Source organism: Curtobacterium sp. WHRI 8282, from assembly GCF_040223925.2.
Lineage (GTDB): Bacteria > Actinomycetota > Actinomycetes > Actinomycetales > Microbacteriaceae > Curtobacterium > Curtobacterium flaccumfaciens.
On sequence record NZ_JBEHCD020000003.1, the window covers coordinates 34090 to 59526 of the forward strand.

Consider the following 25437-nt stretch of genomic DNA (forward strand, 5'->3'; position numbering starts at 1 on the left):
CCGATGCCGTCAGTGCTTCTCCGGGTCGTGGCCCCAGTTCATGAGCGAGTACCGCCAGGGGGTGTCGTGCACGTCGCCGTCGGGACGCTGCTCGGAGTGCCGGGCGACGTAGCCGACGACCTTCCGCATGTGCGCCAGGTCGTCGTCGGTGCGGTCGGCCTTGTGCTTCTCGAGGATGCGGATGATGTGCCGACCGCTCTCGTGGCCGGTCGACTCGCCGCCGCCGGAGGGCTTCTGCCCGACGGACTTCGACTCGTCGGTGTCGAGCCACTTCCGCAGCTCGGTGGCGGTCATGTTCACCGCGTCGTCGAAGTCGGCTCGTGTCTGCTCGTCGTCGTGCTCGCTCATGCCGTCGAGACAACCCGACGGTGCTGGACGACTGCGCAGGGCGGATCGCGTCTGATGGGAATGGAACGGCCCCGCCCGGTGTCGAACTCTCCACCGACCACGAAGGAGCCCACCATGAGCCTCGACCTCCACAAGAGCACCGGCGCCGGAACCGTCACCGACGAGCGCACCTGCCTGCCGAAGCCCGTCCTGCCCAGCCTGCACGACGAGCGCACCCCGTCCTTCGGCCGCTGGCTCGGACAGATCAACCACACCGACTGACCCACCAGCGGGAGCGAGGGCGCCCACGGCCCGGGCCCTCGCCGCGCACTGCTACCGTGCACCCATGTCCTGGGGCCGGCGGTACTACGCGCTGCAAGCCGTCGGCGGAGCGGCCTGGTGGATCGCCGTCGCGACGCTGCCGTGGATCCGCACGGCGACGCTCGGCTCGCTCGACCCGGTGCTCGTCGCCGTGTTCGACGTCCCGCTGTTCGTCGTCGGCTCGGCGCTCGCCGCCGCCGGGGTCCGAGCCGCCGCGGTGGTCACGACGGTGTGGACCGCCCTGGTGCTCGTCGCCCTGAGCGTCTGGGCCACCGTGGCCGGTGAGGCCGGCTGGGGCGTGCTCGTCATGCTGGCCGCCACGATCGGGTCGACGGTCGCCCTCGCCCTGGTCCTGCTCGGACGGGTCCCGACGGAGTGGGTGACGAGCGGTCCGCTGCGGATCCGGACGGCTGATGCCGCGGCCCCGCGCTCCCGGCACGTCACCGCGACCGTGCTGCAGATCGTCGTCTTCTGGGGCCTGTTCCTCGGGGTGTTCCCCCTGGCCATCGCGTTCGCCGAGCACCGCTGGGGCCTGCACCCGCAGCTGCCGACACCCTTCGTCACCGCCCTCACCGTCGTCGGTGTGGTCGTGCTCCTGCTGGCCAGCGCGCTCGGCATCGCGTCGGCGGCGGCGATGTCGACGAAGGGCGAGGGCACGCCGCTCCCCTCGGCCACCGCGAACCGCCTGGTGGTCGCCGGGCCGTACCGGTCGGTACGGAACCCGATGGCACTCGCCGGCATCACCCAGGGCGTCGCCGTCGGCCTGCTGCTGTCGTCGTGGCTGGTCGTCGTCTACGCGATCGCCGGTTCCGTGGTCTGGAACTGCATCGTCCGCCCGCTCGAGGAATCCGACCTGGCGGAACGGTTCGGCGACGACTTCCGCCGCTACGCCGAGCAGGTCCGGTGCTGGGTGCCGCGGTGGCCGGTGCCGGCACGCGTGGGTTCGGTGCCGCTCAGCTCGTCGCGCCGCTGATGTTGACCAGCCACGACACCCCGTGGCGATCGGTCAGCATGCCGAATGTGTCGCCCCAGGGCGCGGTGGTGAGTGGTTCGACGATCGTGGCGCCCTGGGCGAGGCCGTTCCACCACCGAGTCAGCATTTCGTGGTCGTCGCCGCTGAGCGAGAGCGAGATGCTGCTCTCCGCCGGTGTCGGCATGCCGGACGGCGCGTCCGAGGCCATCAGGAGCAGGCCCTGGTCGCCGTCGAGCTGCCCGTGCATCACCTTGTCGGCGTCGGCGGGGTCCTGGCTCATGCCGGCTTCACCGAACGTGCCGATGGTGAGCGTGCCGCCGAAGACCGAGTGCTAGAACTCGAGCGCTTCGCGGGCGCCGCTCCGGAACCCGAGGTAGGGGTTGAGGCGAACGGTCATGACGGTCTCCCTCGTCCTGCGCGGGCGCCGTCGCCCGCGTCGTGATCATGCTGGCAGAGTGCGCGTCCCCGCGGAAGGAGACGCCGTCGTCTTCGTCCGGCGCCGCCAGGTCGTCGAGACGCCTCCACATTCGGCGGCGTCTCGACGGCGGGGCGGCGTCGCAGCAGCACGCCGGCGTCTTCGAAGCAGCACCAACGCCGGACGGGAGGCACGTGGCGGCGCCGCCACGGGCCTCCAGGCCGTCAGGCGGTGGGGTCCACAACCGGCGGCCGCGCGGACGGGGCGAGCTCACGGATCCGCTTGGCGGGGACGCCGGCGTAGACGCCGTGCGCCGCCAGGCGGCCGACGACCACGGCGCCGGCGGCGACCACGACGTCGTGCTCGATGTGGGCGCCGGGCAGGATCGTGGCGCGCCCGCCGATCCAGACGTGCTCCTCGACGACCACCGGGCGGCCGGTCGCGACGTCGCTCCAGCGGCCCTCGGCGTCGATCTCGTGGTGGCTCGTCATGATGAGCACCTGCATCCCGATCGCGGTGTTCGCGCCGATCGTCACGGGGGCCACGGCCTCGACCGTCACGTTCCGGTTGCAGAAGACGCCCCGGCCGATCGTGAGGTGCTTCGGGTCGCCCGTCAGCGAGAACCCGGTGCCCACACCGGACTCGGCGTGTGCACCGGCGGCACGGAGCAGCAGCCGACGGACGATCCGGGGCAGCAGCGGGGATCCGAGCAGTGCGGTGAAGACGAAGTGCTCACCGGCGTAGGAGGCGTCCTCGACGAGCCGGCGGCCGAACGTCGACGGATCGGTCGTCGGCGGGACTGCCACAGTCGGGACGGGTGGTGCTGCTGAGCCGGCCATGGGGTCTCCAGTCGTCGTGGCTGCGTGTCCGTGCAGCGCAAACGTAGGGCGACGATCGTCGGCGATCGGCCGGACGGCGGGCGGTTGCGGGATTCTTGCGGGCCCGCGCGGCTGCTCGGCTACGCGCGGGCGCCGTCGCGCGCGGTGGACGCCGTCTGCCGGGGCAGCTCACCGAACTCCTCGCGGTAGCTCCCCGCGAACCGGCCGAGGTGGGCGAACCCGGTGGCCCGGGCGATCTCGGCGATGCTCCGCCCGTCGCCCGACTCGAGCTGTTCGCGGGCGAGCAGCAGCCGGATGCGGCGCAGGTACATGGTCGGGGTGATGCCGTGGTGCCGCTGGAACGCCGCCTGCACGCCGCGCACGCTCAGGCCGGCGGCCTCGGCGACGTCGTCGACGGTGATCGGCTCGGTGGCGTGCTCGAGCAGGAAGGTCTCGGCACGGGCGAAGCGGGCGGTGGAGGCCATCACCGGCTCGTGCTGCCCGACCGGCCAGTGCGGGATCGCGGTGAGCAGACCACCGGCGGCGAACCGGGCGAGCTCCCGCTCGCGTTCGATCGGCACGGCGTCCGGTCCGGCCAGCACCTCTTGTGCGACGGACCGCACCATGAGCCACCAGGCAGCGAGCGGGGCTCCCTCGGGGACGTGCCGCGGACGGAACTCGATGGGACCGGGGGCCCAGTCCCCGCGCTCGGCGGCGACCTGCTCGACGATCGAGCGGTCGATGCGCAGGACGTCCTTGTTGCAGGCGATCCAGCGGAAGCGCTGGGGACCCTGACGGAAGAGCGTCGGGCGGCCGATCTTCACGGTGTTCTCGTCGAGCTGGGCGACCCCGGACTTCATCCAGAAGATCATCATCGCGTCGCCGGGCTCGATCGTGCCGCTCAGGACCCCGGTGCAGCGGGTCGACTCGAGCGACAGCAGTGCCGTCCCGCGCACGCGCTCCTCGAACACGAACTCGGCGTCCGTCGGGTCGACCGACAGCCCGTGGGTGATGTGCGTCCGGGCCATCGCCTCGGCGGCGACCGACGGCTCGGCGGTCTGGATCTCCCGCAGCAGGCGGTGCATGGTCTCGGGCACGTGATGATCCTGACGACAAGTCGGCGTCGGCGCAACGAGCGACGCGCCGTGTTCCTGTGCGGCGGCCAGCCGACTGCCTGTTGGCTGTGCAGATGGAGGCCCGGACATGAAGCAGATCCAGTACGACCGCTCGACGATCCTGACGAGCGACGACGTGGCCGACGCCGTGATCGAGTACGCCGCAGCCCTGGCCGGCGGCAACCGGGCGGACACCGTCGCGATCCCCGCCGTGGCCGCCGACGGCACCATGACGACGACCAAGGTGCTGATCGGTCCGTCGAGCCAGCTCGTCGTCGAGGATGCCGAAGAGGACGAGCTCGAGCGCGAGGACACCGTGTTCGTGGAACGGCTGCGCGCCGCCGCGCTGACGTTCGAGCACGACGAGGTGATCCACGCGGACACCCGGTCGGACCTGACAGAGGGGCCGGTGGCGTAGGGGCGCCCCTGCGGAGCGCCAGCGGGGCGTCCGCTCAGCGCCCGAAGTCCGGCGGCGACGCGTTGGTGTCGACGGCGAGCACGGCCTCGGTGCGCCGACCGAGCTCGAGCAGGAACGCCTCGCCCTCGGGTTCGAGGTCGTCGTCCGGAGCCGGCTCGAGGGCGACCGGGATCGCCGGGGCCAGGAGCACCTCGATCGTGCTCGCCACCCCGAAGTCGTCGGCCGTCGGGATCGACACGACGTCGCTCAGCCGACTCTGGTGCAGTGCTGCGGCGTACCGGATCACCGCATCGGCGATCGTGTCGCTCGTCAGGACACGGACGGTACCCGCGTAGTTCACGTACTTCAACGTTGCTCCCTGGTGAAGAGGAGCATCCGTCGCGGTGACGGTTCCCTGATCCGCTGCCACGGTAGGCCGCCGTCGTGCCGGGTACACATCTTCGAGCGCGGAACGGGGTACGCCGTGACCCTGGACGGGCGTCCAGTGGCGACAGCCCAGCATCGGGGACGTCCAGGGAAACCGACCACAGGGAGAGACATGACCGAGCAGCAGCAGCCCCCGGGGAGCGACCAGGGACTCACGCCGAAGGCCGACCACGGCGAGGAGTCGTACCGCGGCTCCGGCAAGCTCACCGGCAAGCGTGCCGTCATCACCGGCGGGGACAGCGGCATCGGGAAGGCCGTCGCGATCGCCTTCGCGCGCGAGGGTGCTGACGTCCTGGTCAGCTACCTGCCGGAGGAAGAGGACGACGCCCAGGACACGAAGCGCTGGATCGAGGAAGCCGGTCGGAAGGCCGTGCTGTTCCCGGGCGACGTGAGCGACCCCGCGTACTGCCGATCGGTCATCGACCAGGCGGTCTCGGAGTTCGGCGGGCTCGACGTCCTCGTGAACAACGCCGCTTACCAGATGACCCACGAGACGATCGAGGAGATCAGCGACGAGGAGTGGGACCACACCCTCGCGACGAACCTCAGCGCCTACTTCCACCTCGTCAAGGCGGCCCTGCCGCACCTCGGCCCGGGATCGTCGATCATCGGCTCGAGCTCGGTGAACTCCGACAACCCGAAGCCGAACCTGGCGCCCTACGACGTCACCAAGGCCGGCGTCGCGAACCTGTCCGCCGCGCTCGCGCAGCTGCTCGGCGATCGCGGCATCCGCGTGAACAGCGTCGCACCCGGTCCGATCTGGACGCCGCTGATCCCGTCGACGATGCCGCCGGAGCAGGTCGAGCAGTTCGGCAAGCAGTCGCCGCTCGGCCGTCCCGGCCAGCCGGCCGAGCTCGCACCCGTCTACGTGCTGCTCGCCAGTGACGACGGCAGCTACGTCTCCGGCGCGCGGGTCGCCGTCACCGGCGGCACCCCGATCCTGTGACGGGACCCCGGTCCGGCAACGGGACCAGGTGACGGACGGGAGGCCCGGGGCACGACGTGCGCCGGGCCTCCCGTCCGTCGTCGGGGGACGCTCCTGGCTGAATCGCCGCCCACCGGGGCCGGCCTACGTTCAGGGCCATGTCCACGCGAGCGAAGACCGTCACGGCGCTGTTCGGCGCCGCCACCGTAGCCCTCCTGCTCACCGCCTGCGACCCCGGCGGAGCCCAGAACATCAACCCCGTCGGCAAGGTCCCCGGCTCCGAGGAGAAGTCCCAGTCGGCCCAGTGCGACGTGGCCGCCAGCGCCGCCGTGGACATGATCGACAAGGCGGTCGGGTCGCACGACACCACCGAGTTCGCGAACATCCAGAAGGGTGACGGCGGCTGGTACCTCGGTGCCGCGATCGTCCCCGCGGACAGCAACGACTCGAACGACGACGAGGTCACCATCTGGGCGACCACCGCCGACCCCACGGCCGACGACTTCGACGGCCCGCTGTACGCCGTGAACGACGTCGCCAAGCAGGCCGTCGCCGACGAGACGACCACGACCTCGGACGCGCCGACGCCGTTCGCCGACGACTCGAAGGCCGCCCAGCAGGTCGAGAGCTGCGTCGTCGAGGCGTCCGACCGCTAGTCGTCGGACACCGTGTCGTGGCCGATCAGTCCTTGGGCTGGTCGGCCACTTCCACGTCCACGTGGTAGTCGTCGCCGCCGTCGGTGCTGATCGTCGACACCGAGTCGTAGACCACGTCGTAGCCCGCCGTGTTCACGTCGCAGTGCACCTCGGCGCCGTCCTCGATCGCGATGTCGTCCGCACCGCAGTCGACCTCGGGCGTCGCATCCGAGACGTCGGCCAACGCGTCGACGACGACGCGTTCGAAGGCGTCCGGTGTGACGGTCCGTGACGCCGCTCGCCCCGAGATCGGGGACCGGCGGTTCCTCGACGATAGCGGGAAGGTGCGAGGACGTCGGGTTCGACGCGGTGGTCATGACGAGGCCAGCCCGGGAACAGGGTGTCGGGCACCCGCCGGTAGGGTCCGGCGAGGTAGCTTCCCGAGACTGTACGACGACCACGGCTCAGACGTGTACAGAATCCGCCGGAACCGGTGTGGCTGGAACGCTTCGTGGCGTGGTTCCGAGAATGCTGCGTGGCCCAGCCGCCCTGTCGGCGTGGCCGGTCGGGTCAGGGCTGGCTGCGCTCGGCGTTTGCCTGGTCGTGGGTATCGGGGTGGTCACTCATCATGCGGGGCACGGGCCATGAGCCGCTGCGGGTGAAGACGACGAGCAGGAACGCCGCGACGAGCAGGAACACGATGTTGAGCCAGGTGGTGGAGTTCCAGCTGATCGAGGTCGTCACGATGGTGAGGTGCCGGTTCGTGGGGATGAGGTGCAGCGGGGTGAGGAGCAGTTCGACGGCGTAGCCGGCGAGGACCATGGCGCCGGAGAAGATCCATGTGCTGCGGAGGGCTGCTTTCCAGCCGTGGTACTTCCGGTAGATGATGATGATGATCAGGTCGGCGAAGATGAAGCTGATCACACCGCCGAAGCTGATCCCACCGTTCCAGAGGACCGCTGCGAGGGGGACGTTGCCGACGGAGCAGGGCGCCGGCGATGAGGAGGCCGATGACGATGTCGCGGATGACGGATGCCCAGTCCATGACGAAGTCCTGCGACACGCTCGTGAGCCCGGGCCTCGAGAACAGTCGCCGCCAGAAGCCCTGGTCGCGCTGCATGGACATGTCCATGGCTGCGTGGCCCTCCATCGCGCCGGCGAGGCCCTTGTCGGCCTGTTCGCGTGCGGCGTCGACGATCTTCCCGCGCATCCTGAGCCGGAACCCGAGGGCGATAAGGACGATCATCAGCGGTCCACCGACGAACTCCGCTGCGGTGAACTGCCAGCCCATGACGAACGCGAGGATCAGGCCCAGCTCGACGACGAGGTTCGTGGAGGCGACCTCGAACGCCATGGCCGACGACAGGCTCGCGCCCTTGCGGAAGAGCGCCCGTGCGAGGGCGACGGCGGCGTAGGAGCAGGAGGAGGACAGCGCGCCCAGGCCCCTTGCGACGCTGATCGCTCGGGAGGAGTCGTCGCGCATGAGCTTGGTGATCTGGTCGGTGCGGACGACGGCTTGGATGATGCCGGAGAGGGTGAAGCCGAGGATGAGGGGCCAGACGATCTCCCACCTCATCGAGCCAGCTGCTACCAGGGTGGTCACGAACGGGGAAGAACCGGTCTCGGGCCGAGGCGGACTACGTTGCCCGCCTCGACCCACGACTGGTGTCACTTGGACGCGAGCATGACCTGCATCTGCGTGATCTGCTCGGTCTGGCTCGACACGATTGACTTCGCCATCGCGACCGCGTCGGTGTTCTTGCCCTTGTCGACTTCGCTCCTGGCCATGTCGACGGCGCCCTCGTGGTGCTGGACCATCTGCTGCAGGAACAGCTTCCCGGCGTCCTTCGCGGATGCCTGGTCGAGGTCGGTCATGTCGGAATCGGACATCATCCCGGACATGGAGTGCCCCGACCCAGGGTGCTCCGACTCCGTGGACTCGCCCCAGCCCTGCAGCCAGCTGGTGAGCTGAGTGATCTCCGGACCCTGCTCGGCCTTGATCTGCTTCGCCAGGGTGACGACGTCGGGGTCGACACCGTCGCCCTTCGCGAGGAGCACGTCGCTCATCTCGACGGCCTGCTCGTGGTGCGGCAGCATCATCTGCGCGAACATCACGTCCTGGTCGTTGTGCGCCGACGCGGCCGAGCTCGACGAGGCGGACGAGCCCGCGTCGGAGCTGCTGTTGTTGGTGGAGCAGCTCGCGAGGGTCAGGCCGAGGATGAGCGAGGCGGCGATCGCGAGGGTGCGCGTGGTCGTGGTGGTGTGCATGGAAGGTCCGTTCCCGTGGATGCGTCAGTTGGTCCGGGCAGGCGGGTGCCTCCCGGTTCTGGGCAGCGGGAGCCGCCCTGCGGCGGTGTGGTCCCGCAGGGGGCGGATCAGATGCGGATGATCTGCAGTGCCGTCAGTGACGGTCGTTTCGGTGCTGCGATGTGGCGCGGCAACCGGTCAGCCAGCGCAAGCAGTCGCGACAGCAGTGCGAGGACGCCGCCGGGCCGTGCGCGCAGTAGCGCCCATGCGAACAGGGCGATCGTCAGCGCGCACGCCATCCCCATCAGCGAGCACATCAGCGCGCACAGGCCGCTGTCGCAGCCGGCGTCGGTGAGGACCGTCAGCACCGCGGCCGCGGGAGCGGCATGCTCCCCGTGGCGGTTTCCGACGGCCTGGACGTGCTCAGTGGTGGCGGCGGGAGCTGCCATCGGGTGCTCGTGGCCGGCGGTGTGGCCGGCCATCGTGTGCATCAGGACCGTGAACCCGACCAGCAGCAGCAACGCCAGCGTCGCCGTGACCTGCAACAGCAGCCGGCGACGCGGGGAGGCGGTGGCGGTGAGCATCGATTCTTCGATCAGGACGAGGGGTGGCGGATCGTCGGGCTGCATCGGAAGCACGTTCCGTTGCGAGGTCGACCGAATGGAACTGTACCCCCTGGGGGTATGCGCTGTCTCTGCCGGCTGGCCGATCGATCAGCACAGGGGCCGAGGATTCTTCTGGCGTGGTGCGTGGTGGTGGTGGTGGTGGTGGTGGCGGGTGCATACTGGTGGTGTCTTCGGACCCGGTAGTGGGGCTTGCCGGACCCAACCTCGACATCTGTCGACAACAGTCCCTATCTCAGCATGGTGCGCGTCAGCGTGCCCGAGATAGGGAGATGACATGGGTGAGGCAGAATCCGCCCGCACGATTGTTGCCGGTGTGCAGTCCGGGCAGGTAGAGGGCGTTGTCGGCGTTGCCACGCTGATCGCGAAGCATTTCGGTGCGTCAATGGTGTGTGTTGCGGTGGATCCGGCGCTGCTGAGTGCGGGAGCTCGTCGGGACGGTTCGGAGATCATCGAACCGATCGATCCGGACACGGCGGACACCGAACCGCAGCAGCTGCCCGACCGCGACGTCGCCGTCATCCACGATCTCGCTGCAGCGCGGTCTGTTCGAGTGGAGATCCTCATCCGGGTCGGGGATCCGAGCCGGGCGTTGGCTGCGGTGGCGGAGCAGCGTGACGCGGTGATGATCGTCGTCGGGTCGCAGACGGGCCGACGGCGGGTTGCGGAGTTCTTCAACGCATCCGTCGCCGCCCGCTTGACGCACCAGCAGCACCGTCCCGTCGTGGTCGTTCCACACGCTCCGGTCGGGTTCGAGAGCGCCCTGCCGTGGGATGCGTCGTGACGGGCCGGCTGGTGCTGCTGCGCCACGGGGAGAGCACCGCGAACCGGGCCGGCACCTTCACCGGCCTCCGCGACGAACCACTGACCGTCGAGGGTGAACGGCAGGCCGTGACCGCGGGGCGGCTCCTGAAGGCGGCAGGCATCTTGCCGGACCGGGTGCTCACGTCGACGTTGCAGCGCACCGTGCGCACCGCGGAAGTGGTCCTCGACACCCTCGGCATCGTCATCCCGATGGAGACGGTCTGGCAGCTCAACGAACGCAACTACGGCGCACTCACCGGGATGACGAAGACCGATGCCCGCCGAACGCTCGGCGACGACGAGTACACCCGGCTCCGCAGGTCCCGGAACGGCGCACCACCGGCAATGAGCCTGCATGCGTGGACGGCGCTGCGGTCGAGTTCCGCGCTGCGCGACCTGCCAGAAGCTGCCCTCCGGCGCACCGAGGCCCTCTCCGATGTCATCGAACGGGTCCGACCCGTGCTGCAGAACCGGCTCGTACCGATGGTGCGGACCGGTCGGAGCGTCCTCGTCGTCGCGCACGGCAACTCGCTCCGCGCCGTGTGCGCGTGCATCGACGACCTCACAGACCTGGAACTGCACGCACTGAACCTGCCCACCGGTCAGCCGCTGCAGTACCAGCTCACGCCGACGGGTGCCCTCGCCCCACGGGGTGGGACGTACCTGGATCCGGCAGCAGCGCAGCACGCCGCGGCGCTGGTCGCAGCAGAAGGCGGAACATGAACACCCGAACGGACATCCCAATGCTCGACGCTCAGCGCCCCTCCGACCCGGATGTGGACGTCTCCGATCCCGCAGCGAGCATGCGGCCCGTGCACCTGCGGTGGCGGTACGTCGGCCTCGTCGCGGCCGGTGGCACGGTCGGCACACTCCTGCGCGACGTGATCAGTGCGCTGCTCCCAGCAGACGGCGGGGTGAGCTGGTCGATCTTCTGGATCAACATCAGCGGAGCGGTGCTGCTCGGGGTGCTCCTGGAAGCGTTGGCGCATCGCGGTCCCGACGCGGGCCGCCGCCGTGTCCTGCGTCTGCTGCTCGGCACGGGAGTACTCGGCGGCTTCACCACCTACAGCACCCTCGCAGAGTCCACCGCCGCACTGTTCATCACCGGCCACGGTCTCGCCGGCACCGGGTACGCGCTCCTGACCGTCATGGCCGGTGCGATCGCGACCGCGGTCGGACTGGTGGTCGCCGGCTGGTTCCGCCCCCGGACAGTGTCCGCATGAACGCCGTCATCCTCCTCGCAGTCGCCGCCGGTGGCGGCGTCGGCGCTGCCGGCCGGTTCCTCCTCGACGGGCTGATCAACACCGGCCGGCAGTTCCGGCTCCCCGTCGGCACGTTGACGATCAACATCACCGGGTCCCTGCTGCTCGGGCTCATCGTCGGCGCAGCCAGTCACCTCGGCGCAGCCCCCGTGGCGGTGCTCGGCACCGGGGTGATGGGCGGCTACACCACGTTCAGTACCGCCAGCTTCGAAACGGTCCGCCTCGCCCGCAGCGGCCGGATCACCGCCGCAGCCGCCAACGGTCTCGGGATGCTCGTCCTCTCGGTCGCGGCAGCCATCGCCGGCATCCTCCTCGGCGGTCTGCTGTGACCGCCACCCCACATCCTGGAACGGGCCTTCCCATGCTGTTCGACGTCACGATCGAGGTTCCCCGCGGCAGCGGCAACAAGTACGAAGTCGATCACACCACCGGCCGGATCCGGCTCGACCGGGCCGTGTTCACCAGCATGGTGTTCCCCCAGGACTACGGCTCCATCGATGACACGCTCGGCGATGACGGCGACCCCCTCGACGCGCTCGTGCTGCTGCCCCGACCGACGTTCCCGGGCGTCGTCATCACGGTCCGGCCGGTCGGGATGCTCCGCATGGTCGACGAGAACGGTGGCGACGACAAGATCCTCGCCGTCCCCGCCGGCGACGACCGGTTCGAAGACCTGCAGGACATCAGCGACGTCCCGGAGCACACCCTCATCGAGATCGAGCACTTCTTCTCCCACTACAAGGAGATCGAACACGGCAAGCACGTCACCACCAACGGGTGGGCCAACCGTCCTGCTGCCGAAGCCGTCGTCCGCACCGCACAGGAAGCCCACACCCGACACCCGTGACCCACGGGCCCCTCGACCGCCGCGGGGAGGCACTGGCGCTGAGTGATCGCCAGCAGGTCGTCCCCTCCGCCTCCCCGCGGCTTTCCCTTCCATCCGCACGATAACGACGCATGACCCCACCAGAAGGAGCGTCACCATGAACGACTACATCAGCGGCATCCACCACCACGGAGCCCACCAGGGCGAGTACGTCACCCACCACGACCACCCCGTCACCATCGACGCCGTCCACGGCACCCGCATCCTCGACTCCCGCGGCTACCCGACTGTCCGCGTCCTGCTCGAACTCGACGACGGCCGCACCGTCACCGGCGACGCCCCCGCGGGCGCTTCCACCGGCGCCCATGAAGCGATCGAGCTCCGCGACGGCGGAACAGCGTTCGGCGGCCGCGACATCACCGAGGCGCTCCACCTGATCAACACCGACATTGCGGGCCTCCTCACCGGGCGATCGTGGTCCGCAATCGGACAGGTCGACGCCGCCCTCGCCGAACTCGACGGCACCACCGGGTACCGCCGACTCGGCGCGAACAGCGTCGTCGCAACCTCCATCGCCGCATCCCGGGCGCTCGCACACGCCGCGAGCCTCCCGCTCTGGCAGTGGATCGCCGAGATCACCGGCTCGACGCCGCGGATGCCGGTCCCGCACTTCAACGTTCTCAACGGAGGCGCGCACGCAGCGAACAAGCTCGACTTCCAGGAGTTCATGATCGCCCCCGTCAACGCCTCGTCGATGGCCGACGCTGTCCGCATCGGCGCGGACGTGTACCACGCCCTCGCGGGCCTGGTGCGGGACCGGTTCGGTAGCCTCGGCCTCGGCGACGAGGGCGGCTTCGCACCATCGATCGCTGCACCCGAGGAAGCGCTCGACCTGCTGGTCACCGCGATCCGCGCCGCAGGCTACGAGCCGGGCGTCGACCAGGTGGCGATCGCCCTCGATCCGGCCGCGAACGAGTTCTCCCTCGGAGACGGCTCGTACCGGATGCTCGACGACAGCCTCGAACGGGACGGGCTGGTCGACTACTACCGGCAGCTCATCGACACGTACCCGATCCGCAGCATCGAAGACGGGTGCGCTGAGGATGACCATGACGGGTTCCGCCGCATGCAGGCGGCGCTCGGTGACCGGATCCAGATCGTCGGCGACGACCTCTACGTCACCGACCCCCAACGCATCCGCGACGGCGGCGAGCAACACCTGACGAACGCGGCACTGATCAAGCCGAACCAGATCGGCACCGTCTCCCAGACCCTGGGCGCGATCGCCACCGCCACCAGCATCGGGATGGCCAGCATGGTGTCGCACCGTTCCGGGGAGACCACGGACACGTTCATCGCCGACCTCGTCGTCGGGACCGGCACTGGGCAGATCAAGTCCGGCGCACCCGCCCGCGGCGAACGGGTCGCGAAGTACAACCGGCTCACCGAGATCGCCGAGCAGCACCCGGATCTGCCCTACGGACTGATCTGACCACCGGCACTCGAGCTGCGAGCGGTGTCCAAGAACGCCGTGACAGCAGGCCCGGGGTGGCCCGACCAGATCGCACGCAGCGACCGGATCAGCGGCGGGCCGAGCAGCGGCACGCGGACGAGGGCACCGTCGGCGAGGTCCCTGCCGACGGTGCGGAGACTCATCACCGCCGGAGCGATGCCCGCTCGAGCGTTGGCGCGGATGATGCCCGTCGTCTCCAGTACCGCCGCTGGCGGAACGAGGGTGCGGCCCGCATCGTCGAGCCACGCCTCGACCGTGGCGCGGGTGCCGGACCCTTCCTCACGGAGCAGGAGCGGCGTCTCCGCGAGGTCATCCGCGGTGATGCTCGAAGCCCGCGCCCACGGATGGTGCGGAGCGACGACAACCACGAGTTCGTCCTCGTCGACCACCAGAGAGGAGAGCTCAGGTGGCGCAGCAGGGGTCTCCGTGAATCCGACGTCGGCAGCGCCGGAGCGAACAAGTTCGATCACAGTGGTGGAGTTGCCCGCGATCAACCGGACCGACGCATCGGGCGCGGCAGCACGGTGGGTGAGCAACCATCCAGGCAGCAAGAGTTCGGCGATCGTCTGCGACGCTGCGACCACGAGGGATCCCGCCGGTTCTCGAAGCGCGACAAGTCCTGCTTCGAGCCGCTGCGACGCCTCCAACACCGGAACGGCCAGACCGAGCACCACCCGGCCGGCGTCGGTCAAGGCTGTCCCGGATGCTCTCCGGTGCGCCAGCGGCTGACCGATCGCCTGCTCCGCGGCACGCAGTCGCGCAGACACCGCCTGCTGTGTCACCCCCAACACTTCGGCCGCGCGGGTCAACGAACCGGTCTCCGCGACGCGGACGAGGACCTCGAGAGTGTCGAGGTCCAGGGTTCGGTCGGTCAGCCGTCGCAGTGCCACAAGCGAACATTGTGCCCCGCCAACGAGTTCGCCGTTCCCGAACCACGGGAAACACGCGCACGCTGGGTGCATGTCCGCGCACCTCGTCCATGCACCCGCACCCGCACGTTCCGAGCACGGTGTGCAAGAACGGCGGTTGTTCCGGGAGCTGGAGCGGCCCGGGCTGATCGTGTCGAACCTGACCCCGAACTGGTTCGCATCGATCATGGGGACCGGGATCGTCGCCGTCGCGGCTGCGTCGTTGCCGCTGCAGTTCCCAGGTCTGCGCACTGCGGCGACGGTCGTCTGGGCGATTGCCGCGGTCCTGCTCGTCGCCCTCACCGTCGCGACGGTGCTGCACTGGGTGCGCTACCGGAGCACCGCAGCGAAGCACCACCTGCACCCGGTCATCTCCCACTTCTACGGGGCACCGCCGATGGCGTTCCTCACCGTTGGTGCCGGAACGATCCTGCTCGGCAAGGACTGGATCGGCCTCCCGGCTGCCGTCACCGTCGACTGGGTCCTCTGGAGCATCGGCACCATCGGAGGACTGCTCACGGCAGTGCTCGTGCCGTACCTGGCGTTCACCCGCCACGAGAACGCGCCCGACTCCGCGTTCGGCGGTTGGCTGATGCCGATCGTCCCGCCGATGGTGTCCGCCTCCACCGGTGCGCTCCTGCTGCCGTACGCCGCCGCCGGGCAGGCGCGGGAGACGCTGCTGTGGTCCTGCTACGGCTTCTTCGGCCTCAGCCTCATCACGTCGCTGGTCGTGATCACGCTGATCTGGAACCGTCTCGCGCAGCACAAGGTCGGCGCCGCGGGCATGGTCCCGACGCTGTGGATCGTCCTCGGGCCGGTCGGACAGTCGATCACCGCCGTGAACCTCCTCGCATCGAACGCCCCCACCGTTGTCGATGCGAGTACCGCGCATGCCCTGCTGGTCGTGGCGCTGGTGTACGGGTTCGCGATGCTCGGCTTCGCGCTGCTGTGGACGGTCATCGCCCTCGCGATCACCATCCGCACTGCCCGAGAGCACTTGCCGTTCAGTCTGACCTGGTGGTCCTTCACCTTCCCCGTCGGGACCTGCGTCACCGGCCTGAACGGCCTGGCCCTGCACTCCGGACTCACCGTCGTCGCCGTCCTCGCAGTTGTGTACTACGTCGGCCTCGTCGCCGCGTGGATCACCGTTGCCGTCCGCACCTTCCACGGCTCCGTCATCCGAGGCACCCTCCTGGCACCACCACAGCCGGCGTGAACACCGCCGAGGAGCTCGCGGATGAGCTCGCGGACGTTCGGTCGCTGAACGCCCTCGCCGAGACATGGCGCACCGCACCGGACGGCTCGCGACGGTTCGTCCCGAGCTTCGACCCACGATCCGGCGGCACATCGAGCCGCGTGCTGGTCCTCATGCAGTCGCCCGGCCCGCAGACCATTGCCGCCGGGCACGCGGCGGTCTGCAGCGAGGACAACCCGGGCCCGACCGCGGCCGCGTTCCGCGCAGCCCGCATCGAGTCCGGACTCCCACGCAACGAGTACCTCCGCTGGAACCTCATCCCCTGGGAAGCCCCAGGCCGCGTACGACCTGCGGACATCGACGAGGGGCGACGCGCCCTCGGAGCGTTGCTCGAGGTGCTCCCCGTGCTCGACGCCATCGTCACGTACGGGACCGTTGCCCTCGACGGAGTCATGCGGCATCTCACCCTGGACGAGCACCCCAGACTCGTACCCGTCATCGCGGCGCCACACCCCTCTCCCGCCAACGGCCGCCACCGCGCGGAACAACATCGACGTTCCGTGCAAGCACTCCGGCTTGCCGCACTGGAGCGACCGGTGTAGCGAAGACGAACGATTCCGCTACAACTGTCCGAACCGACGCTCCTCGACCCTGATGACTTCACCGACGACGTCATCGAAGCCGCCCGCAGCACTCTTGTCATCGGAGTCAGCCAACAAGCCGAGGAACGATGCCAGAACCGGACCATGAGGCGCTGCCACTCACAGGAACCGGACGTGTTTCGTCTGTCCGCCACCGTCGCCCGACTGAGCTTGCGCTCGACGATTCGTGAGGGCCCCCTCAGCAGCACGTCGTTTCACTAGACGATCGTCTTCTGAACGCCTACGGTTCCCAGCACCCCGTCCCGCTCCCGAACCGTGAGAGACCGCATGCGCAGCCCCCGCCAGACCACCGTGCTCGAGACCGGCCGCTGACGTGGCGGCGGCGAAGGCGACCGTCCTGCTCGTGAGCGACTTCCCACTGTCGGCGATGCGGGGTGAACGCGCCGCGCTGGTCGAGCAGGCGAAGGCCTTCGCCGAGTCCGGTCACGTCGTCTGGGTGGCGACTCCGCGGTCGAGCGAGACCGCGGAGCTGCGGAGGCACGGCGTCCGCCTGTTCGAGGTCGAACCGTCGATCAGCGCCCCGGAGAGCGACCTGCCGGTGGTCCGCAACTCGGTCCGTGTCCGCCGGTGCCTCGGCACGCTGATGCTCGAGGAACGGATCGACCTCGTCGTCACCCACTCGGACTTCGGCCTCGCCGCGGCGGCGCTGACCACGGCGCGCTCCCTCGAGCTGCCGACGATCCACACCGTGCACGGTTCGGCGCCGGTCCGGGGCCGGACCGCGGCGGCGATGGCGCCCCTCGCACGGCACGCGCACCGTGTGGTGACCGGCATCCGGCCCACACGGCACCGCTTCACGGGGCACCCCATGGACGACGCGCGCCGCAACATGGCCGTGGCCGTCTGCGGGGCGGCCGACGTCGTCGTCACCCCGACGTCACGGCAGGCGCGTGCGCTGCGCCAGGCCGGCGTCGGCCCGGTCCACGTCGTGCCCAACGCCCTCGGCCGCCGGCCGGTCGAACCGCCGCCGGCACCGGAACTCGGCCCGCTCCGGCTCGTCTGGGCGTCGCGGTTCACCCCGGACAAGCGCCTCGACGTCCTCCTCAACGCGATCCGGCTGGTGGAGATCCGACTCGGGGCACACGCGGTGCGGGTCGACGTCGCCGGCGGGACCGTCCCCCCGACCCGCACGCCGGTGTCGGTCCGTGTCCACGGCCGCCTGTCCTCGCAGGCCGTGCACGACCTGCTGCTGTGCGGGCACGCGGCGGTGGTCTGCTCGCTCGAGCACGACGGCCAGCCGATGACCGCGCTCGAGGCGTTCCGGGACCACCGTCCGGTCATCGTGTCCGACATCCGCCTGGCGAGCGAGTTCGGCTCCGCCGCCGTCCTGACCGACGACGAGACCGCGTTCGGGCTCGCCACGACGATCATCGAGCTGGCCTCGGACCGGACGCTGCTGCGGCCGCACACCGCCGCCGCGATCGAGCACGCACGGCTGGCGACGCCGGAACGGCACACCGATCAGGTCCTCCGGCTGGTCGCCGGCAGCCGCCGGTCCTGAGTGACGGCTCCCCCGGGAGCGCGCGCCGCCCTGGGCGCACCAGGCGACGGACGGGAGGCACGGTGCGGGGCCGCCCCGTGCCTCCCGTCCGCAGGCGGTCGAGCAAGGAGAACGCCCCGATGAGGAGGGGGGATCTCATCGGGACGTTCCGTTCGTGGGGCCGCGTCAGGCGGCGAGGCGCGCAGCGAGCTCGGTGGCGCGGGACCGGAGGTCCGCGTAGGTGGCCTCGTACGCGTCCGGCGTGCCGACGCGCGACGGGTTCGGCAGCGACCAGTGCAGGCTGTCGCCGTCGTCGATCGACTCGTGCGCGCGGTCGCAGACCGTGACGACCAGGTCGCCGTCGGCGACGAGATCGTGGAAGGCACGCGGGACGTGGCCGCCGAGGTCCAGGCCGTGGCGCTCCCCGACGGCGACCGCCCCGGGGGCGATGGCGGCTGCGGGACGCGTCCCGCCCGACAGCGAGCCGATCTCGCTGACCTGCGCCCAGACACCCGCGGCCAGCGGAGAGCGCGCGGAGTTGCCGGTGCAGACGAACAGCACGCGGGACACCGGCCCCGGCACCGCTGCCGAACTGTGCGGGACACCGCTCGGTTCGAGGTGCAGGTAGCTGCGGCGACCGTCGCCGTCGGAGCGGCGTCGCGTGACCAGACCGGCCTGCTCGAGGATGCGCAGGTGGTGCGCCAGGAGCGGCCCGGAGATCCCGAGGGCGGCCCGCACCTCGCTCGGGCTGGCGTCGGACGCGGCGAGCAGGTCGACGATCGCCAGGCGGGCGACGTCGCCGAGGGCCGCGTGCTGCGCCGCACGCTGCTCGAGGCCCTGCCGCCGAATGTTCATCGGTTCAATGTTGACTGAACCATCTGCCGTCGTCAAGATGAGCGGGTGACGACGAGCCCCGAGCCCCTGCGGTCGTCCGCGGGATCGGTGTTCCTGGTGTTCCTGCGGCTCGGGCTGACCTCGTTCGGCGGGCCGGTCGCACACCTCGGGTACTTCCGCGAGGCCTTCGTGGTGCGTCGCCGCTGGCTGCGGGACGACGCCTACGCCGACCTCGTCGCACTGTGCCAGTTCCTGCCCGGACCGGCGTCGAGCCAGGTCGGGATGGCACTCGGGCTGCAGCGCGCCGGACTGCTCGGACTCCTCGCCGCGTGGTGCGGGTTCACCCTGCCGTCCGCGGTGCTGCTCGTCGCGTTCGCCCTGCTCGTGTCCGGCACGCCCGACCTGGCTGGCGCCGGGTGGCTGCTCGGGCTGCAGGCGGCCGCCGCCGCGGTGGTGGCGCAGGCGGTGCTCGGCATGGCGCGAACGCTCACACCGGACCGCCGTCGGGCGACCATCGCGGCCGCCGCCGCGATTGTGGTGCTGCTCGTCCCCGGCCCGGGGCCGCAGGTCGCGGTCATGGCGGCGTGCGGCGTGGTCGGCGTGCTGTGGCTCGGTCGGGTGGTCGGACCGGTCGAGGAGGTCGCAGGCACCGAGGTCGCCGTGCGGCTCCCCCGCTGGGTCGCCGTGTCGGCGCTCGTCGCGTTCGCCGCCCTGCTCGTCGCGGCACCCGTCGCTGCGAGCGGCACCGGGGCCGCGCGCCTGTTCGGGGTCTTCGCGCAGGCGGGCTCGCTCGTCTTCGGCGGCGGCCACGTCGTCCTGCCGCTGCTCGAGTCGCAGACCGTGGCCACTCACCTGGTCGACCACGCGGACTTCCTGGCCGGGTACGGCGCCGCACAGGCCGTGCCCGGGCCCCTGTTCACCTTCGCGGCCTACCTCGGCGCCGTCGCCCACGGCAGTCCGAGCGGGCTTGTCGGCGCCGCGGTGGCACTCGTCGCGATCTTCCTGCCGGCGGCACTCCTGGTGGTCGGCGCGCTGCCGTTCTGGCACGTGCTCCGCGCCCTGCCGTGGGCCCGGCGCGTGCTGGCCGGTGTGAACGCGGGGGTCGTCGGGCTCCTCGCCGCGGCGCTCTGGGACCCGGTCATCACCGAGGGGGTCCGCTCGGCACCCGCACTGGCGCTCGCCGTGGCCGCCTTCATCGCCCTCACCCGCTGGTCCGCTCCCCCGTGGGCCGTCGTCATCGGAGCCGGCCTGCTCGGCGCCGTCGTCCTCTGATCGGAGCACCCCGCATGCCCACCGTCCTGTTCGTCTGCGTCCACAACGCCGGCCGTTCCCAGATGGCCGCCGGCTTCCTGCAGCACCTGGCCGCTGGCCGCGTCGACGTCCGGAGCGCCGGCTCCGAACCGGCCGACCAGCTCAACCCCGTGGTCGTCGCGGCGATGCTCGAGGAGGGCATCGACATCCGGAGCGAGCAGCCGGCCCTGCTCAGCACCGATGCCGTGCGCGCTGCCGACGTCGTCATCACGATGGGGTGCGGGGACGCCTGCCCGGTGTTCCCGGGCAAACGCTACGAGGACTGGGAGCTCCCCGATCCCGCGGGGCTCGACCTCGACGCCGTCCGGCCGATCCGCGACGACGTGCGCGCACGGGTGCAGGACCTCATCGCCCGGACCGCTCCCTGACGCGGTCGAGCAGGCGGTCGACGAGCTGCTCGCGCCACGGGACCGACGACCAGACGTGGTCCGCACCCTCGACCGCGGTGAACGTCGCCCCGCTGAGCAGTTCGCCGTAGCGCCGGCCGTACTCGACCGGGACGATCTCGTCGGCGGTGCCGTGCAGCACGTCGACCGGCCCGTCGTACCCGCGGGCCTGGGCGTAGACGTCGAGTCCGTCCCGGACCTCGTCGACGAACCCGCGCCCGAGGGCGGTCCCACCGAAGTCGAACCAGCCGCGGTCACGGACGGGTGCGAGCGGCTGCCCCTGGATGGCGTCGTGCACGGCGATGTCGTCCACCACGACCCCGGCCGGCGACCACAGGGTCAGGCTCCGCACCAGGTCGGGGGCCCGGGCCGCCGCCATCGCCGACTCGACGGCGCCCAGGCTGTGGGCGACGACGTCGATCGGTGCCCCCTGGTCGGCCGAGAACGCCCGGATCATCGTGACGACCTGCTCGACCTCGTCGCCGATCGAGATGTCCGCGAACCGTCCGTCGCTCGTGCCGTGCCCGAGACGGTCGTAGGAGCGGACCGTCAGACCGGTGTCGGTCAGGACGGTCGCGGCCTGCACGAAGAGCTGGCGCGGGCCGATCGACGAGTCACCGAACCCGTGCACGAACAGCACCGCGCCGCCGGCAGCCGCGGGCGCCGATGCCGACGCCGACGCCGACGCCGACGCCGGGTGGTACTCCCACCCCCGGAGCGCCCCGCCCCGGTGCTCGAGCCGGATGCTCGTCAGGGCACGCTCCAGCGGACGTTCCGCGGTCATGCTCAGTTGCTCCGGTCGGCGAAACCGGCCGGCAGGTCGGCGGGCGCAGTGTCGACGACGGTCTCGTCGTCCTGGCCGACGAACTCGAACAGGGTGATGTGGGCGAACTCGGGGACGACGTAGATCGGGTAGGTGGGGCCGGCGTCGCGGTACTCGCGCATCCGGTCCAGGTGGTCGTTCTGGAACAGCACGGTCTTGCTGCCGTCCTCCTCGACCCAGTGCGGGAAGAAGATCGTGCCGTGCAGCACGCGCTCCCCCGGCACCACGGTCACGACGACGCTCGTGCCGGTCGGCTCGTTCCACGACACCTTGTAGACGCCGGCGGTGAGCACAACGAGGTCGACCTGCTGGTCCTTGACCCAGCGCCCGCCGACCATGCCGGAGTGGATGCGGTAGTCGATGGTGGTGGCGTTCTTGACGTACATCTCGTACTGCCAGCCATTGGCGTACGTGTAGATGAACCGGTGTCCGACGATGCCGGAGAGGTCCTGCGACGGGACGGGCTGTGCAACTGAGGTGGTGATCGTCATGCACTCATCCTGCGCCAAACATAGTTTTGTTGCAAACCTTTTTCGAGGATCTAAGCTGAGGACATGGGCAGCGAGCACGACACCGCAGGACTCCGGGACATCGCCCGGCGGCTCAGCGACCAGGTCGGCCCGTTCCGCCGCACCCTGCTGAACGCATCACGCCGTGACGGTGCGCTGCCGGAGCTGCCCGATGCCCAGATCGAGGTCCTGCGACGACTCGACGAGGCCGGGTGGCTCACGCCGACGGCGCTCGGCCGGTCCCTCGGCCTCGCCCGCTCCACGGTCAGCAACCTCGTGACCGCGATGGAACGCGGCGGGCTCGTCCACCGGCGGCTCGCCACCGGCGACGGCCGCAGCACCGAGATCGCCCTGACCGAGCTCGCGTCCGAGCGGCTCCGGGTCTACGACGCCTCGGCCGAGCACGTCCTGGTCGGCGCGCTCGAACGCCTGGGCCCGGACGGGGTCGACGCGCTGCGCGCCGCGCTGCCCGTACTCGCCGAGCTCCGTCTGGCCATCGACGAGCCCGGAGCGTAGGGATCGGCTGACAGTGCGCGTGAGCCGTCGCACAGGTCCGGCTCGTCGATCACCAGCGCGAGCGGGTCAGCCTGGCAGCGCGTGCACAGGCCACCCTGGAGGCGCGCACCGCGACTGAGAAGCCGGTCACGGTCGCAGCGCGTGGCGGCTCCACGGCGCGCGTCGGCTTCCAGGGTCCGGTTCCATCGTTCTGCCGTGCAGACGACATCACTTCTCCCCATCATCGCCAAGGCGTGTGCGGTGGCAGCTCCGGTCGCCATCGCCGTGTCGCTCGTGGCCGGTCCGGCCGTGGCGGCACCCCTCCACACCTCCACCTCCGACACCACCGCGACCGCCGCGCACGACACGGTGACCCGTGCGGCGCGGACGACCTCGGGCGGCACGGCCGTCTCACGGCTCGACCGTCGCGCCGAGCAGCGCAACGAGGCCACGGTCCGGCACCTGTTCCGGTGCGCGTTCCGGTCCCCCGGGTCCGCGCAGGCCCGTGCGGCTGCCCGGACCGCCGTCGCGACCGGTGCCGTCGCCCACGGTGCGACGAGCGCCTCGGGTCCGTCCGCGTTGCTCGCCGAGTTCACCGCGGACCGCTCCCGGGTGCCCGGCGCCCACGCCGTGATCAAGCACGTCGCCGGGGACGCGGACCTGTTGGCCGTGCACTGGCAGATCACCGCGAAGCCGACGGACGAACGCACCGGTGACGCCGCCGTCGACCTGTTCCGCATGCGCGACGGGCGCATCAGCGAGTGGTGGGCACTCCGTCAGACGGTGCCGACGGGGACCCCGGCCAGCGGCAACACGAACAGCATGTTCAGCGACCTGTACCCGGCCGCGAAGCGTGACCGTCACCTGACCGAACAGCAGGAGGAGCACAACCGGGTGCTCGCCGTGACCGCGTACGACCGACTGTTCCGCGACCACGACGTGTCCGTGCTGGACGAGGAGTTCGACCCGGCGTACCTGCAGCACAACTCGGTCGCGGCGAACGGCACGGCCGCGCTCAAGCAGTTCTTCGCCGGCAGCGCCGCACAGAGCCTGCCGAAGCAGGAGTCCGTCATCTCGCTCGCCGACGGCGACCTGGTGTGGACGTTCTCGAAGCCGGTCGGGGCGAAGGCCGACGCACCGTTCGGTGCGGCCGACCTGTTCCGGGTCGACGGCAACCTGATCCGCGAGCACTGGGACGTCGTCCCGACGAGCTGAGGCTCGGCCGAAGGAGCCGCGCGTCTCAGGACGCGCGGCTCCGTCGCGCCCGCTCCTTGATCGCCGTGATCACGGCCGTCTTCGCGTCGGCGTAGGCGTTCATGTCGTCCCAGCTCCGGTCGAGCAGCTCCCGCTTCGTCCGTTCGTACAGCGCCCGGTCACCGGCGTCGGCGCGCAGGTGGTCACGGAGGAGCAGGTACTCGTCGACCGCCGCCGCGCCCCGCTCGTAGACGTGCACGTGGACGTCACGAGCCGGCGTCCGGACCAGGCGGTGGCCCGGCTCGCGGACACGGAGCTCGTACCCGGCGGCCAGGAGCTGGTCGAGGTAGGTGGCCTCGGCGGTGACGTCCGGGACGGCGACCACGATGTCGACGATCGGTTTCGCGGCCAGGCCGGGGACGGCCGTGGAGCCGATGTGCTCGACGACCGGGGCGTCCGTGCCGGAGCCGGGGAGGGCCTCCAGGATGCGTCGCCGGTGGTCCGCGAAGACCGCAGCCCACCCGCTGTCGGCGGGGTGCAGGGTCACGGTGACCGGTTCCGGGCCGCCGATGATCTCGACGGTCGTGACGTCCGGGCGGGTGTGGTCCTCGTCGTGGTGGTGCACCCGGACATGATCGCAGCCGGCGGTCGCGGTCACGGTGGCTTTCGCGGTCGCGGTCGCGTCAGAGCTTCGCGGGGAACGCCGATCCGCGACCGATGACGGTGAGGAGCGCCGCGACCGCCCCGAACACGATCATCACCACGGCGAGCACGAGCCCGTCGAAGGCAGTCAGCAGGGCGGCGCCGAACAGGCCGGCCGCGAAGATCGCGATGTTGAACGCGACCGGCAGGAACGCGCTCGCGACGTCGGCGTCCTCGCCGCCGGCGGTCGTCAGGGCGGCCTGCAGCTGCGTCGACGAACCGCCGAAGCCGATCCCCCACAGGCCCGCGGCCACCAGGACCGCGACCGGCGACGTGTGGCCGACGAGGAGCACCACGCCGGCCAGGACGAACAGGCCGACGCTGCCGTGCAGCAGGGGTCGCGGGTGCCGGTCGAGCAGGGCGCCGGTCACGACGACGCCGAGGACGGCGGCGATCCCGTAGACGAGCAGCACCAGCCCGGCGCTCAGGTCGGTGCCGGTCGCCCGCAGGTACGGCGAGATGTACGTGTAGATCGTGTTGTGCGCCACCATCCACGTCGCGATCACGGCGAGGATGACCGCGATGCCGCGGATCCGGAACACCTTCACGACGGACAGCTTCGCGGCGCTCGTCTGCCCCGGGGCATCCGGCACGAACAGCGCGATCAGCGCCAGGACCACCACGCCGACCAGGCTCAGCCCGATGAACGACGACCGCCAGCCCAGGGCGTCGCCGATGAAGGACCCGAGCGGCGTGCCCAGCGCGAACCCCACCGGCGCGCCCGTCGAGACGATCGCGAGCGACACCCCGGCGGAGCGGGCCGGGCTGATCCGCCGGGCGTAGGTGGCGAACATGCCCCAGATCGTCCCCGACATCGCGCCGGCGACGAACCGGGTGACCAGCGCGACCGCGACGTTCGGCGCGAACGCGGTCAGGGTGTTCGCGACGAGCAGCACGGCGATGGCGGCCACGATGAGCGGCTTGCGGCGGAACCCGCGGGTCAGGGCGATCGCCGGGACCGTGGCGATGACCGTGCCCATCGCGTACGCGCTGACGAACAGGCCGACCGTGCCCTCGCTCGTGCCCATCCCGTCGGCGATCGCGGGCAACAGCCCGGCCGGCATCGTCTCCATGGCGACGAGGAGGAACCCGATCGCGGCGAGCAGGGCGAGCGGGAACCAGGGCAGTCGGCCGTCGGTTGCCCGGTCGGTCGTGGGCAGGTCGGAGGTCGTCGTGGTCACGGACCGACGGTAGGGGCATCGTCCGGCGGACAGGGAGGTTCTGCAGGACCCCGTTTCGCCGGAGCCTCACTGGGCGGGTGGCGGTGGGGCTTCGATGGTGGGTGTCCAC

Annotated in this window: 31 protein-coding genes and 2 pseudogenes; 18 read left to right on the forward strand and 15 right to left on the reverse strand. The window is 70.8% G+C overall.

Annotated elements, in window-relative coordinates:
* Positions 1-9: 9 nt before the first annotated feature.
* Positions 10-348 (reverse strand): DUF3140 domain-containing protein, encoded by a 339-nt coding sequence (locus ABRP24_RS11030; RefSeq protein ID WP_071244508.1) that lies wholly within the window; start codon positions 346-348, stop codon positions 10-12.
* A gap of 114 nt (positions 349-462) precedes the next feature.
* Here ABRP24_RS11030 and ABRP24_RS11035 point away from each other — a divergent pair, with 114 nt between their 5' ends.
* Both ABRP24_RS11035 and ABRP24_RS11040 read left to right on the forward strand, forming a co-directional pair.
* The gene (locus ABRP24_RS11035) at positions 463-609 is read left to right on the forward strand and encodes a hypothetical protein (protein ID WP_163343702.1); all 147 of its coding nucleotides are present in this window, start codon (positions 463-465) and stop codon (positions 607-609) included.
* A gap of 64 nt (positions 610-673) precedes the next feature.
* Positions 674-1621, forward strand: coding sequence for an isoprenylcysteine carboxylmethyltransferase family protein (locus ABRP24_RS11040; RefSeq protein WP_349848193.1), 948 nt, complete (start codon positions 674-676; stop codon positions 1619-1621).
* On the opposite strand, the pseudogene ABRP24_RS11045 reads toward ABRP24_RS11040, so the two are convergent.
* From ABRP24_RS11045 to ABRP24_RS11055, 3 genes and pseudogenes are all read right to left on the reverse strand, one after another.
* Positions 1602-1931 (reverse strand): annotated as a pseudogene (locus ABRP24_RS11045) (VOC family protein); the annotation flags it as partial. The gene ABRP24_RS11040 and the pseudogene ABRP24_RS11045 overlap by 20 nt on opposite strands.
* Positions 1932-2260: 329 nt before the next feature.
* Entirely contained in the window at positions 2261-2842 is a 582-nt protein-coding gene (locus ABRP24_RS11050; RefSeq protein ID WP_349848195.1) for a DapH/DapD/GlmU-related protein, read from the reverse strand.
* A gap of 152 nt (positions 2843-2994) precedes the next feature.
* The gene (locus ABRP24_RS11055) at positions 2995-3951 is read right to left on the reverse strand and encodes an AraC family transcriptional regulator (RefSeq protein ID WP_349848197.1); all 957 of its coding nucleotides are present in this window, start codon (positions 3949-3951) and stop codon (positions 2995-2997) included.
* Between the two features lie 106 nt (positions 3952-4057).
* On the opposite strand from ABRP24_RS11055, the gene ABRP24_RS11060 reads away from it, so the two are divergent.
* Positions 4058-4387, forward strand: coding sequence for a hypothetical protein (locus ABRP24_RS11060; protein WP_349848199.1), 330 nt, complete (start codon positions 4058-4060; stop codon positions 4385-4387).
* Positions 4388-4421: 34 nt separating this feature from the next.
* Here ABRP24_RS11060 and ABRP24_RS11065 read toward each other — a convergent pair whose 3' ends face one another.
* Positions 4422-4736, reverse strand: a complete 315-nt coding sequence (locus ABRP24_RS11065) for a hypothetical protein (protein WP_071244494.1) — start codon at positions 4734-4736, stop codon at positions 4422-4424.
* A gap of 189 nt (positions 4737-4925) precedes the next feature.
* On the opposite strand from ABRP24_RS11065, the gene ABRP24_RS11070 reads away from it, so the two are divergent.
* Both ABRP24_RS11070 and ABRP24_RS11075 read left to right on the forward strand, forming a co-directional pair.
* Entirely contained in the window at positions 4926-5759 is an 834-nt protein-coding gene (locus ABRP24_RS11070) for an SDR family oxidoreductase (RefSeq protein ID WP_349848201.1), read from the forward strand.
* A 137-nt stretch (positions 5760-5896) separates the two neighbouring features.
* Positions 5897-6394: a hypothetical protein gene (locus ABRP24_RS11075; protein WP_027465412.1), complete on the forward strand. Its 498-nt coding sequence runs from the start codon at positions 5897-5899 to the stop codon at positions 6392-6394.
* 25 nt (positions 6395-6419) lie between these two features.
* On the opposite strand, the gene ABRP24_RS11080 is transcribed toward ABRP24_RS11075, so the two are convergent.
* The 4 genes and pseudogenes from ABRP24_RS11080 to ABRP24_RS11095 all read right to left on the reverse strand — a co-directional run bounded on the left by ABRP24_RS11080 (position 6420) and on the right by ABRP24_RS11095 (position 9249).
* Positions 6420-6617 (reverse strand): hypothetical protein, encoded by a 198-nt coding sequence (locus tag ABRP24_RS11080; protein ID WP_349848203.1) that lies wholly within the window; start codon positions 6615-6617, stop codon positions 6420-6422.
* 326 nt (positions 6618-6943) lie between these two features.
* Positions 6944-7949, reverse strand: a pseudogene (locus tag ABRP24_RS11085) (permease).
* 92 nt (positions 7950-8041) lie between these two features.
* Positions 8042-8641 carry a DUF305 domain-containing protein gene (locus ABRP24_RS11090; RefSeq protein WP_349848205.1) on the reverse strand — a complete coding sequence of 200 codons (600 nt, stop codon included), beginning with the start codon at positions 8639-8641 and terminating at the stop codon, positions 8042-8044.
* A gap of 107 nt (positions 8642-8748) precedes the next feature.
* Positions 8749-9249, reverse strand: coding sequence for a hypothetical protein (locus ABRP24_RS11095; RefSeq protein WP_027465407.1), 501 nt, complete (start codon positions 9247-9249; stop codon positions 8749-8751).
* A 271-nt stretch (positions 9250-9520) separates the two neighbouring features.
* Here ABRP24_RS11095 and ABRP24_RS11100 point away from each other — a divergent pair, with 271 nt between their 5' ends.
* The 6 genes from ABRP24_RS11100 (at position 9521) to eno (ending at position 13627) form a co-directional block, all read left to right on the forward strand.
* Entirely contained in the window at positions 9521-10027 is a 507-nt protein-coding gene (locus tag ABRP24_RS11100; RefSeq protein WP_349848208.1) for a universal stress protein, read from the forward strand.
* Positions 10024-10770, forward strand: a complete 747-nt coding sequence (locus ABRP24_RS11105) for a 2,3-diphosphoglycerate-dependent phosphoglycerate mutase (RefSeq protein ID WP_027465405.1) — start codon at positions 10024-10026, stop codon at positions 10768-10770. Before ABRP24_RS11100 ends, ABRP24_RS11105 begins: the two co-directional genes overlap by 4 nt.
* Positions 10767-11270, forward strand: coding sequence for a CrcB family protein (locus ABRP24_RS11110; RefSeq protein ID WP_197019623.1), 504 nt, complete (start codon positions 10767-10769; stop codon positions 11268-11270). The genes ABRP24_RS11105 and ABRP24_RS11110 overlap by 4 nt, the downstream gene beginning before the upstream one ends.
* Positions 11267-11638 carry a CrcB family protein gene (locus tag ABRP24_RS11115; RefSeq protein WP_027465403.1) on the forward strand — a complete coding sequence of 124 codons (372 nt, stop codon included), beginning with the start codon at positions 11267-11269 and terminating at the stop codon, positions 11636-11638. Before ABRP24_RS11110 ends, ABRP24_RS11115 begins: the two co-directional genes overlap by 4 nt.
* Positions 11639-11670: 32 nt before the next feature.
* Positions 11671-12156, forward strand: coding sequence for an inorganic diphosphatase (locus ABRP24_RS11120; protein WP_027465402.1), 486 nt, complete (start codon positions 11671-11673; stop codon positions 12154-12156).
* A 136-nt stretch (positions 12157-12292) separates the two neighbouring features.
* Positions 12293-13627 (forward strand): phosphopyruvate hydratase, encoded by a 1335-nt coding sequence (gene eno / locus ABRP24_RS11125; RefSeq protein ID WP_081827284.1) that lies wholly within the window; start codon positions 12293-12295, stop codon positions 13625-13627.
* Here the strand turns inward: eno and ABRP24_RS11130 are convergent.
* A complete protein-coding gene (locus tag ABRP24_RS11130; protein WP_027465400.1) occupies positions 13612-14538 on the reverse strand; it encodes a LysR family transcriptional regulator in 927 nt (308 codons plus the stop codon). The genes eno and ABRP24_RS11130 overlap by 16 nt on opposite strands.
* 70 nt (positions 14539-14608) lie before the next feature.
* Here ABRP24_RS11130 and ABRP24_RS11135 point away from each other — a divergent pair, with 70 nt between their 5' ends.
* The 3 genes from ABRP24_RS11135 to ABRP24_RS11145 all read left to right on the forward strand — a co-directional run bounded on the left by ABRP24_RS11135 (position 14609) and on the right by ABRP24_RS11145 (position 17914).
* Positions 14609-15772, forward strand: a complete 1164-nt coding sequence (locus ABRP24_RS11135) for a TDT family transporter (protein WP_027465399.1) — start codon at positions 14609-14611, stop codon at positions 15770-15772.
* Positions 15769-16353, forward strand: a complete 585-nt coding sequence (locus tag ABRP24_RS11140) for a uracil-DNA glycosylase family protein (protein WP_027465398.1) — start codon at positions 15769-15771, stop codon at positions 16351-16353. The genes ABRP24_RS11135 and ABRP24_RS11140 overlap by 4 nt, the downstream gene beginning before the upstream one ends.
* A gap of 403 nt (positions 16354-16756) precedes the next feature.
* Positions 16757-17914 (forward strand): glycosyltransferase family 4 protein, encoded by a 1158-nt coding sequence (locus ABRP24_RS11145; RefSeq protein WP_349848211.1) that lies wholly within the window; start codon positions 16757-16759, stop codon positions 17912-17914.
* A gap of 165 nt (positions 17915-18079) precedes the next feature.
* On the opposite strand, the gene ABRP24_RS11150 is transcribed toward ABRP24_RS11145, so the two are convergent.
* Positions 18080-18748: an ArsR family transcriptional regulator gene (locus ABRP24_RS11150; protein WP_349848213.1), complete on the reverse strand. Its 669-nt coding sequence runs from the start codon at positions 18746-18748 to the stop codon at positions 18080-18082.
* Between the two features lie 45 nt (positions 18749-18793).
* Between ABRP24_RS11150 and chrA the strand changes: the two genes are divergently transcribed.
* Together chrA and ABRP24_RS11160 are read left to right on the forward strand one after the other, a co-directional pair.
* A complete protein-coding gene (gene chrA / locus ABRP24_RS11155; RefSeq protein ID WP_349848215.1) occupies positions 18794-19999 on the forward strand; it encodes a chromate efflux transporter in 1206 nt (401 codons plus the stop codon).
* Positions 20000-20013: 14 nt separating this feature from the next.
* Entirely contained in the window at positions 20014-20406 is a 393-nt protein-coding gene (locus tag ABRP24_RS11160) for an arsenate reductase ArsC (RefSeq protein ID WP_301601279.1), read from the forward strand.
* Here the strand turns inward: ABRP24_RS11160 and ABRP24_RS11165 are convergent.
* Positions 20384-21208: an alpha/beta fold hydrolase gene (locus tag ABRP24_RS11165; protein WP_349848217.1), complete on the reverse strand. Its 825-nt coding sequence runs from the start codon at positions 21206-21208 to the stop codon at positions 20384-20386. The genes ABRP24_RS11160 and ABRP24_RS11165 overlap by 23 nt on opposite strands.
* Before the next feature lie 2 nt (positions 21209-21210).
* Entirely contained in the window at positions 21211-21738 is a 528-nt protein-coding gene (locus ABRP24_RS11170) for a phenolic acid decarboxylase (RefSeq protein WP_017885669.1), read from the reverse strand.
* Positions 21739-21801: 63 nt separating this feature from the next.
* Here ABRP24_RS11170 and ABRP24_RS11175 point away from each other — a divergent pair, with 63 nt between their 5' ends.
* Together ABRP24_RS11175 and ABRP24_RS11180 are read left to right on the forward strand one after the other, a co-directional pair.
* The gene (locus ABRP24_RS11175) at positions 21802-22272 is read left to right on the forward strand and encodes a MarR family winged helix-turn-helix transcriptional regulator (protein WP_017885670.1); all 471 of its coding nucleotides are present in this window, start codon (positions 21802-21804) and stop codon (positions 22270-22272) included.
* Between the two features lie 240 nt (positions 22273-22512).
* Entirely contained in the window at positions 22513-23466 is a 954-nt protein-coding gene (locus ABRP24_RS11180) for a nuclear transport factor 2 family protein (protein WP_349848220.1), read from the forward strand.
* A gap of 25 nt (positions 23467-23491) precedes the next feature.
* On the opposite strand, the gene ABRP24_RS11185 is transcribed toward ABRP24_RS11180, so the two are convergent.
* Both ABRP24_RS11185 and ABRP24_RS11190 read right to left on the reverse strand, forming a co-directional pair.
* On the reverse strand, positions 23492-24070 hold the full coding sequence (locus ABRP24_RS11185) for a GrpB family protein (protein WP_301624588.1): 579 nt from the start codon (positions 24068-24070) through the stop codon (positions 23492-23494).
* 58 nt (positions 24071-24128) lie between these two features.
* Positions 24129-25328, reverse strand: a complete 1200-nt coding sequence (locus ABRP24_RS11190) for an MFS transporter (protein WP_349848222.1) — start codon at positions 25326-25328, stop codon at positions 24129-24131.
* Between the last annotated feature and the right edge of the window lie 109 nt (positions 25329-25437).

Excerpts from the sequence above, each read along its gene's own strand:
- ABRP24_RS11030 (WP_071244508.1), bottom strand. The coding sequence starts at position 348 with ATGAGCGAGCACGACGACGAGCAGACACGAGCCGACTTCGACGACGCG.
- ABRP24_RS11035 (WP_163343702.1), top strand. The coding sequence starts at position 463 with ATGAGCCTCGACCTCCACAAGAGCACCGGCGCCGGAACCGTCACCGAC.
- ABRP24_RS11040 (WP_349848193.1), top strand. The coding sequence starts at position 674 with ATGTCCTGGGGCCGGCGGTACTACGCGCTGCAAGCCGTCGGCGGAGCG.
- ABRP24_RS11060 (WP_349848199.1), top strand. The coding sequence starts at position 4,058 with ATGAAGCAGATCCAGTACGACCGCTCGACGATCCTGACGAGCGACGAC.
- ABRP24_RS11070 (WP_349848201.1), top strand. The coding sequence starts at position 4,926 with ATGACCGAGCAGCAGCAGCCCCCGGGGAGCGACCAGGGACTCACGCCG.
- ABRP24_RS11075 (WP_027465412.1), top strand. The coding sequence starts at position 5,897 with ATGTCCACGCGAGCGAAGACCGTCACGGCGCTGTTCGGCGCCGCCACC.
- ABRP24_RS11090 (WP_349848205.1), bottom strand. The coding sequence starts at position 8,641 with ATGCACACCACCACGACCACGCGCACCCTCGCGATCGCCGCCTCGCTC.
- ABRP24_RS11095 (WP_027465407.1), bottom strand. The coding sequence starts at position 9,249 with ATGCAGCCCGACGATCCGCCACCCCTCGTCCTGATCGAAGAATCGATG.
- ABRP24_RS11100 (WP_349848208.1), top strand. The coding sequence starts at position 9,521 with ATGGGTGAGGCAGAATCCGCCCGCACGATTGTTGCCGGTGTGCAGTCC.
- ABRP24_RS11110 (WP_197019623.1), top strand. The coding sequence starts at position 10,767 with ATGAACACCCGAACGGACATCCCAATGCTCGACGCTCAGCGCCCCTCC.
- ABRP24_RS11115 (WP_027465403.1), top strand. The coding sequence starts at position 11,267 with ATGAACGCCGTCATCCTCCTCGCAGTCGCCGCCGGTGGCGGCGTCGGC.
- ABRP24_RS11120 (WP_027465402.1), top strand. The coding sequence starts at position 11,671 with ATGCTGTTCGACGTCACGATCGAGGTTCCCCGCGGCAGCGGCAACAAG.
- eno (WP_081827284.1), top strand. The coding sequence starts at position 12,293 with ATGAACGACTACATCAGCGGCATCCACCACCACGGAGCCCACCAGGGC.
- ABRP24_RS11135 (WP_027465399.1), top strand. The coding sequence starts at position 14,609 with ATGTCCGCGCACCTCGTCCATGCACCCGCACCCGCACGTTCCGAGCAC.
- ABRP24_RS11150 (WP_349848213.1), bottom strand. The coding sequence starts at position 18,748 with ATGAACATTCGGCGGCAGGGCCTCGAGCAGCGTGCGGCGCAGCACGCG.
- ABRP24_RS11160 (WP_301601279.1), top strand. The coding sequence starts at position 20,014 with ATGCCCACCGTCCTGTTCGTCTGCGTCCACAACGCCGGCCGTTCCCAG.
- ABRP24_RS11165 (WP_349848217.1), bottom strand. The coding sequence starts at position 21,208 with ATGACCGCGGAACGTCCGCTGGAGCGTGCCCTGACGAGCATCCGGCTC.
- ABRP24_RS11170 (WP_017885669.1), bottom strand. The coding sequence starts at position 21,738 with ATGACGATCACCACCTCAGTTGCACAGCCCGTCCCGTCGCAGGACCTC.
- ABRP24_RS11175 (WP_017885670.1), top strand. The coding sequence starts at position 21,802 with ATGGGCAGCGAGCACGACACCGCAGGACTCCGGGACATCGCCCGGCGG.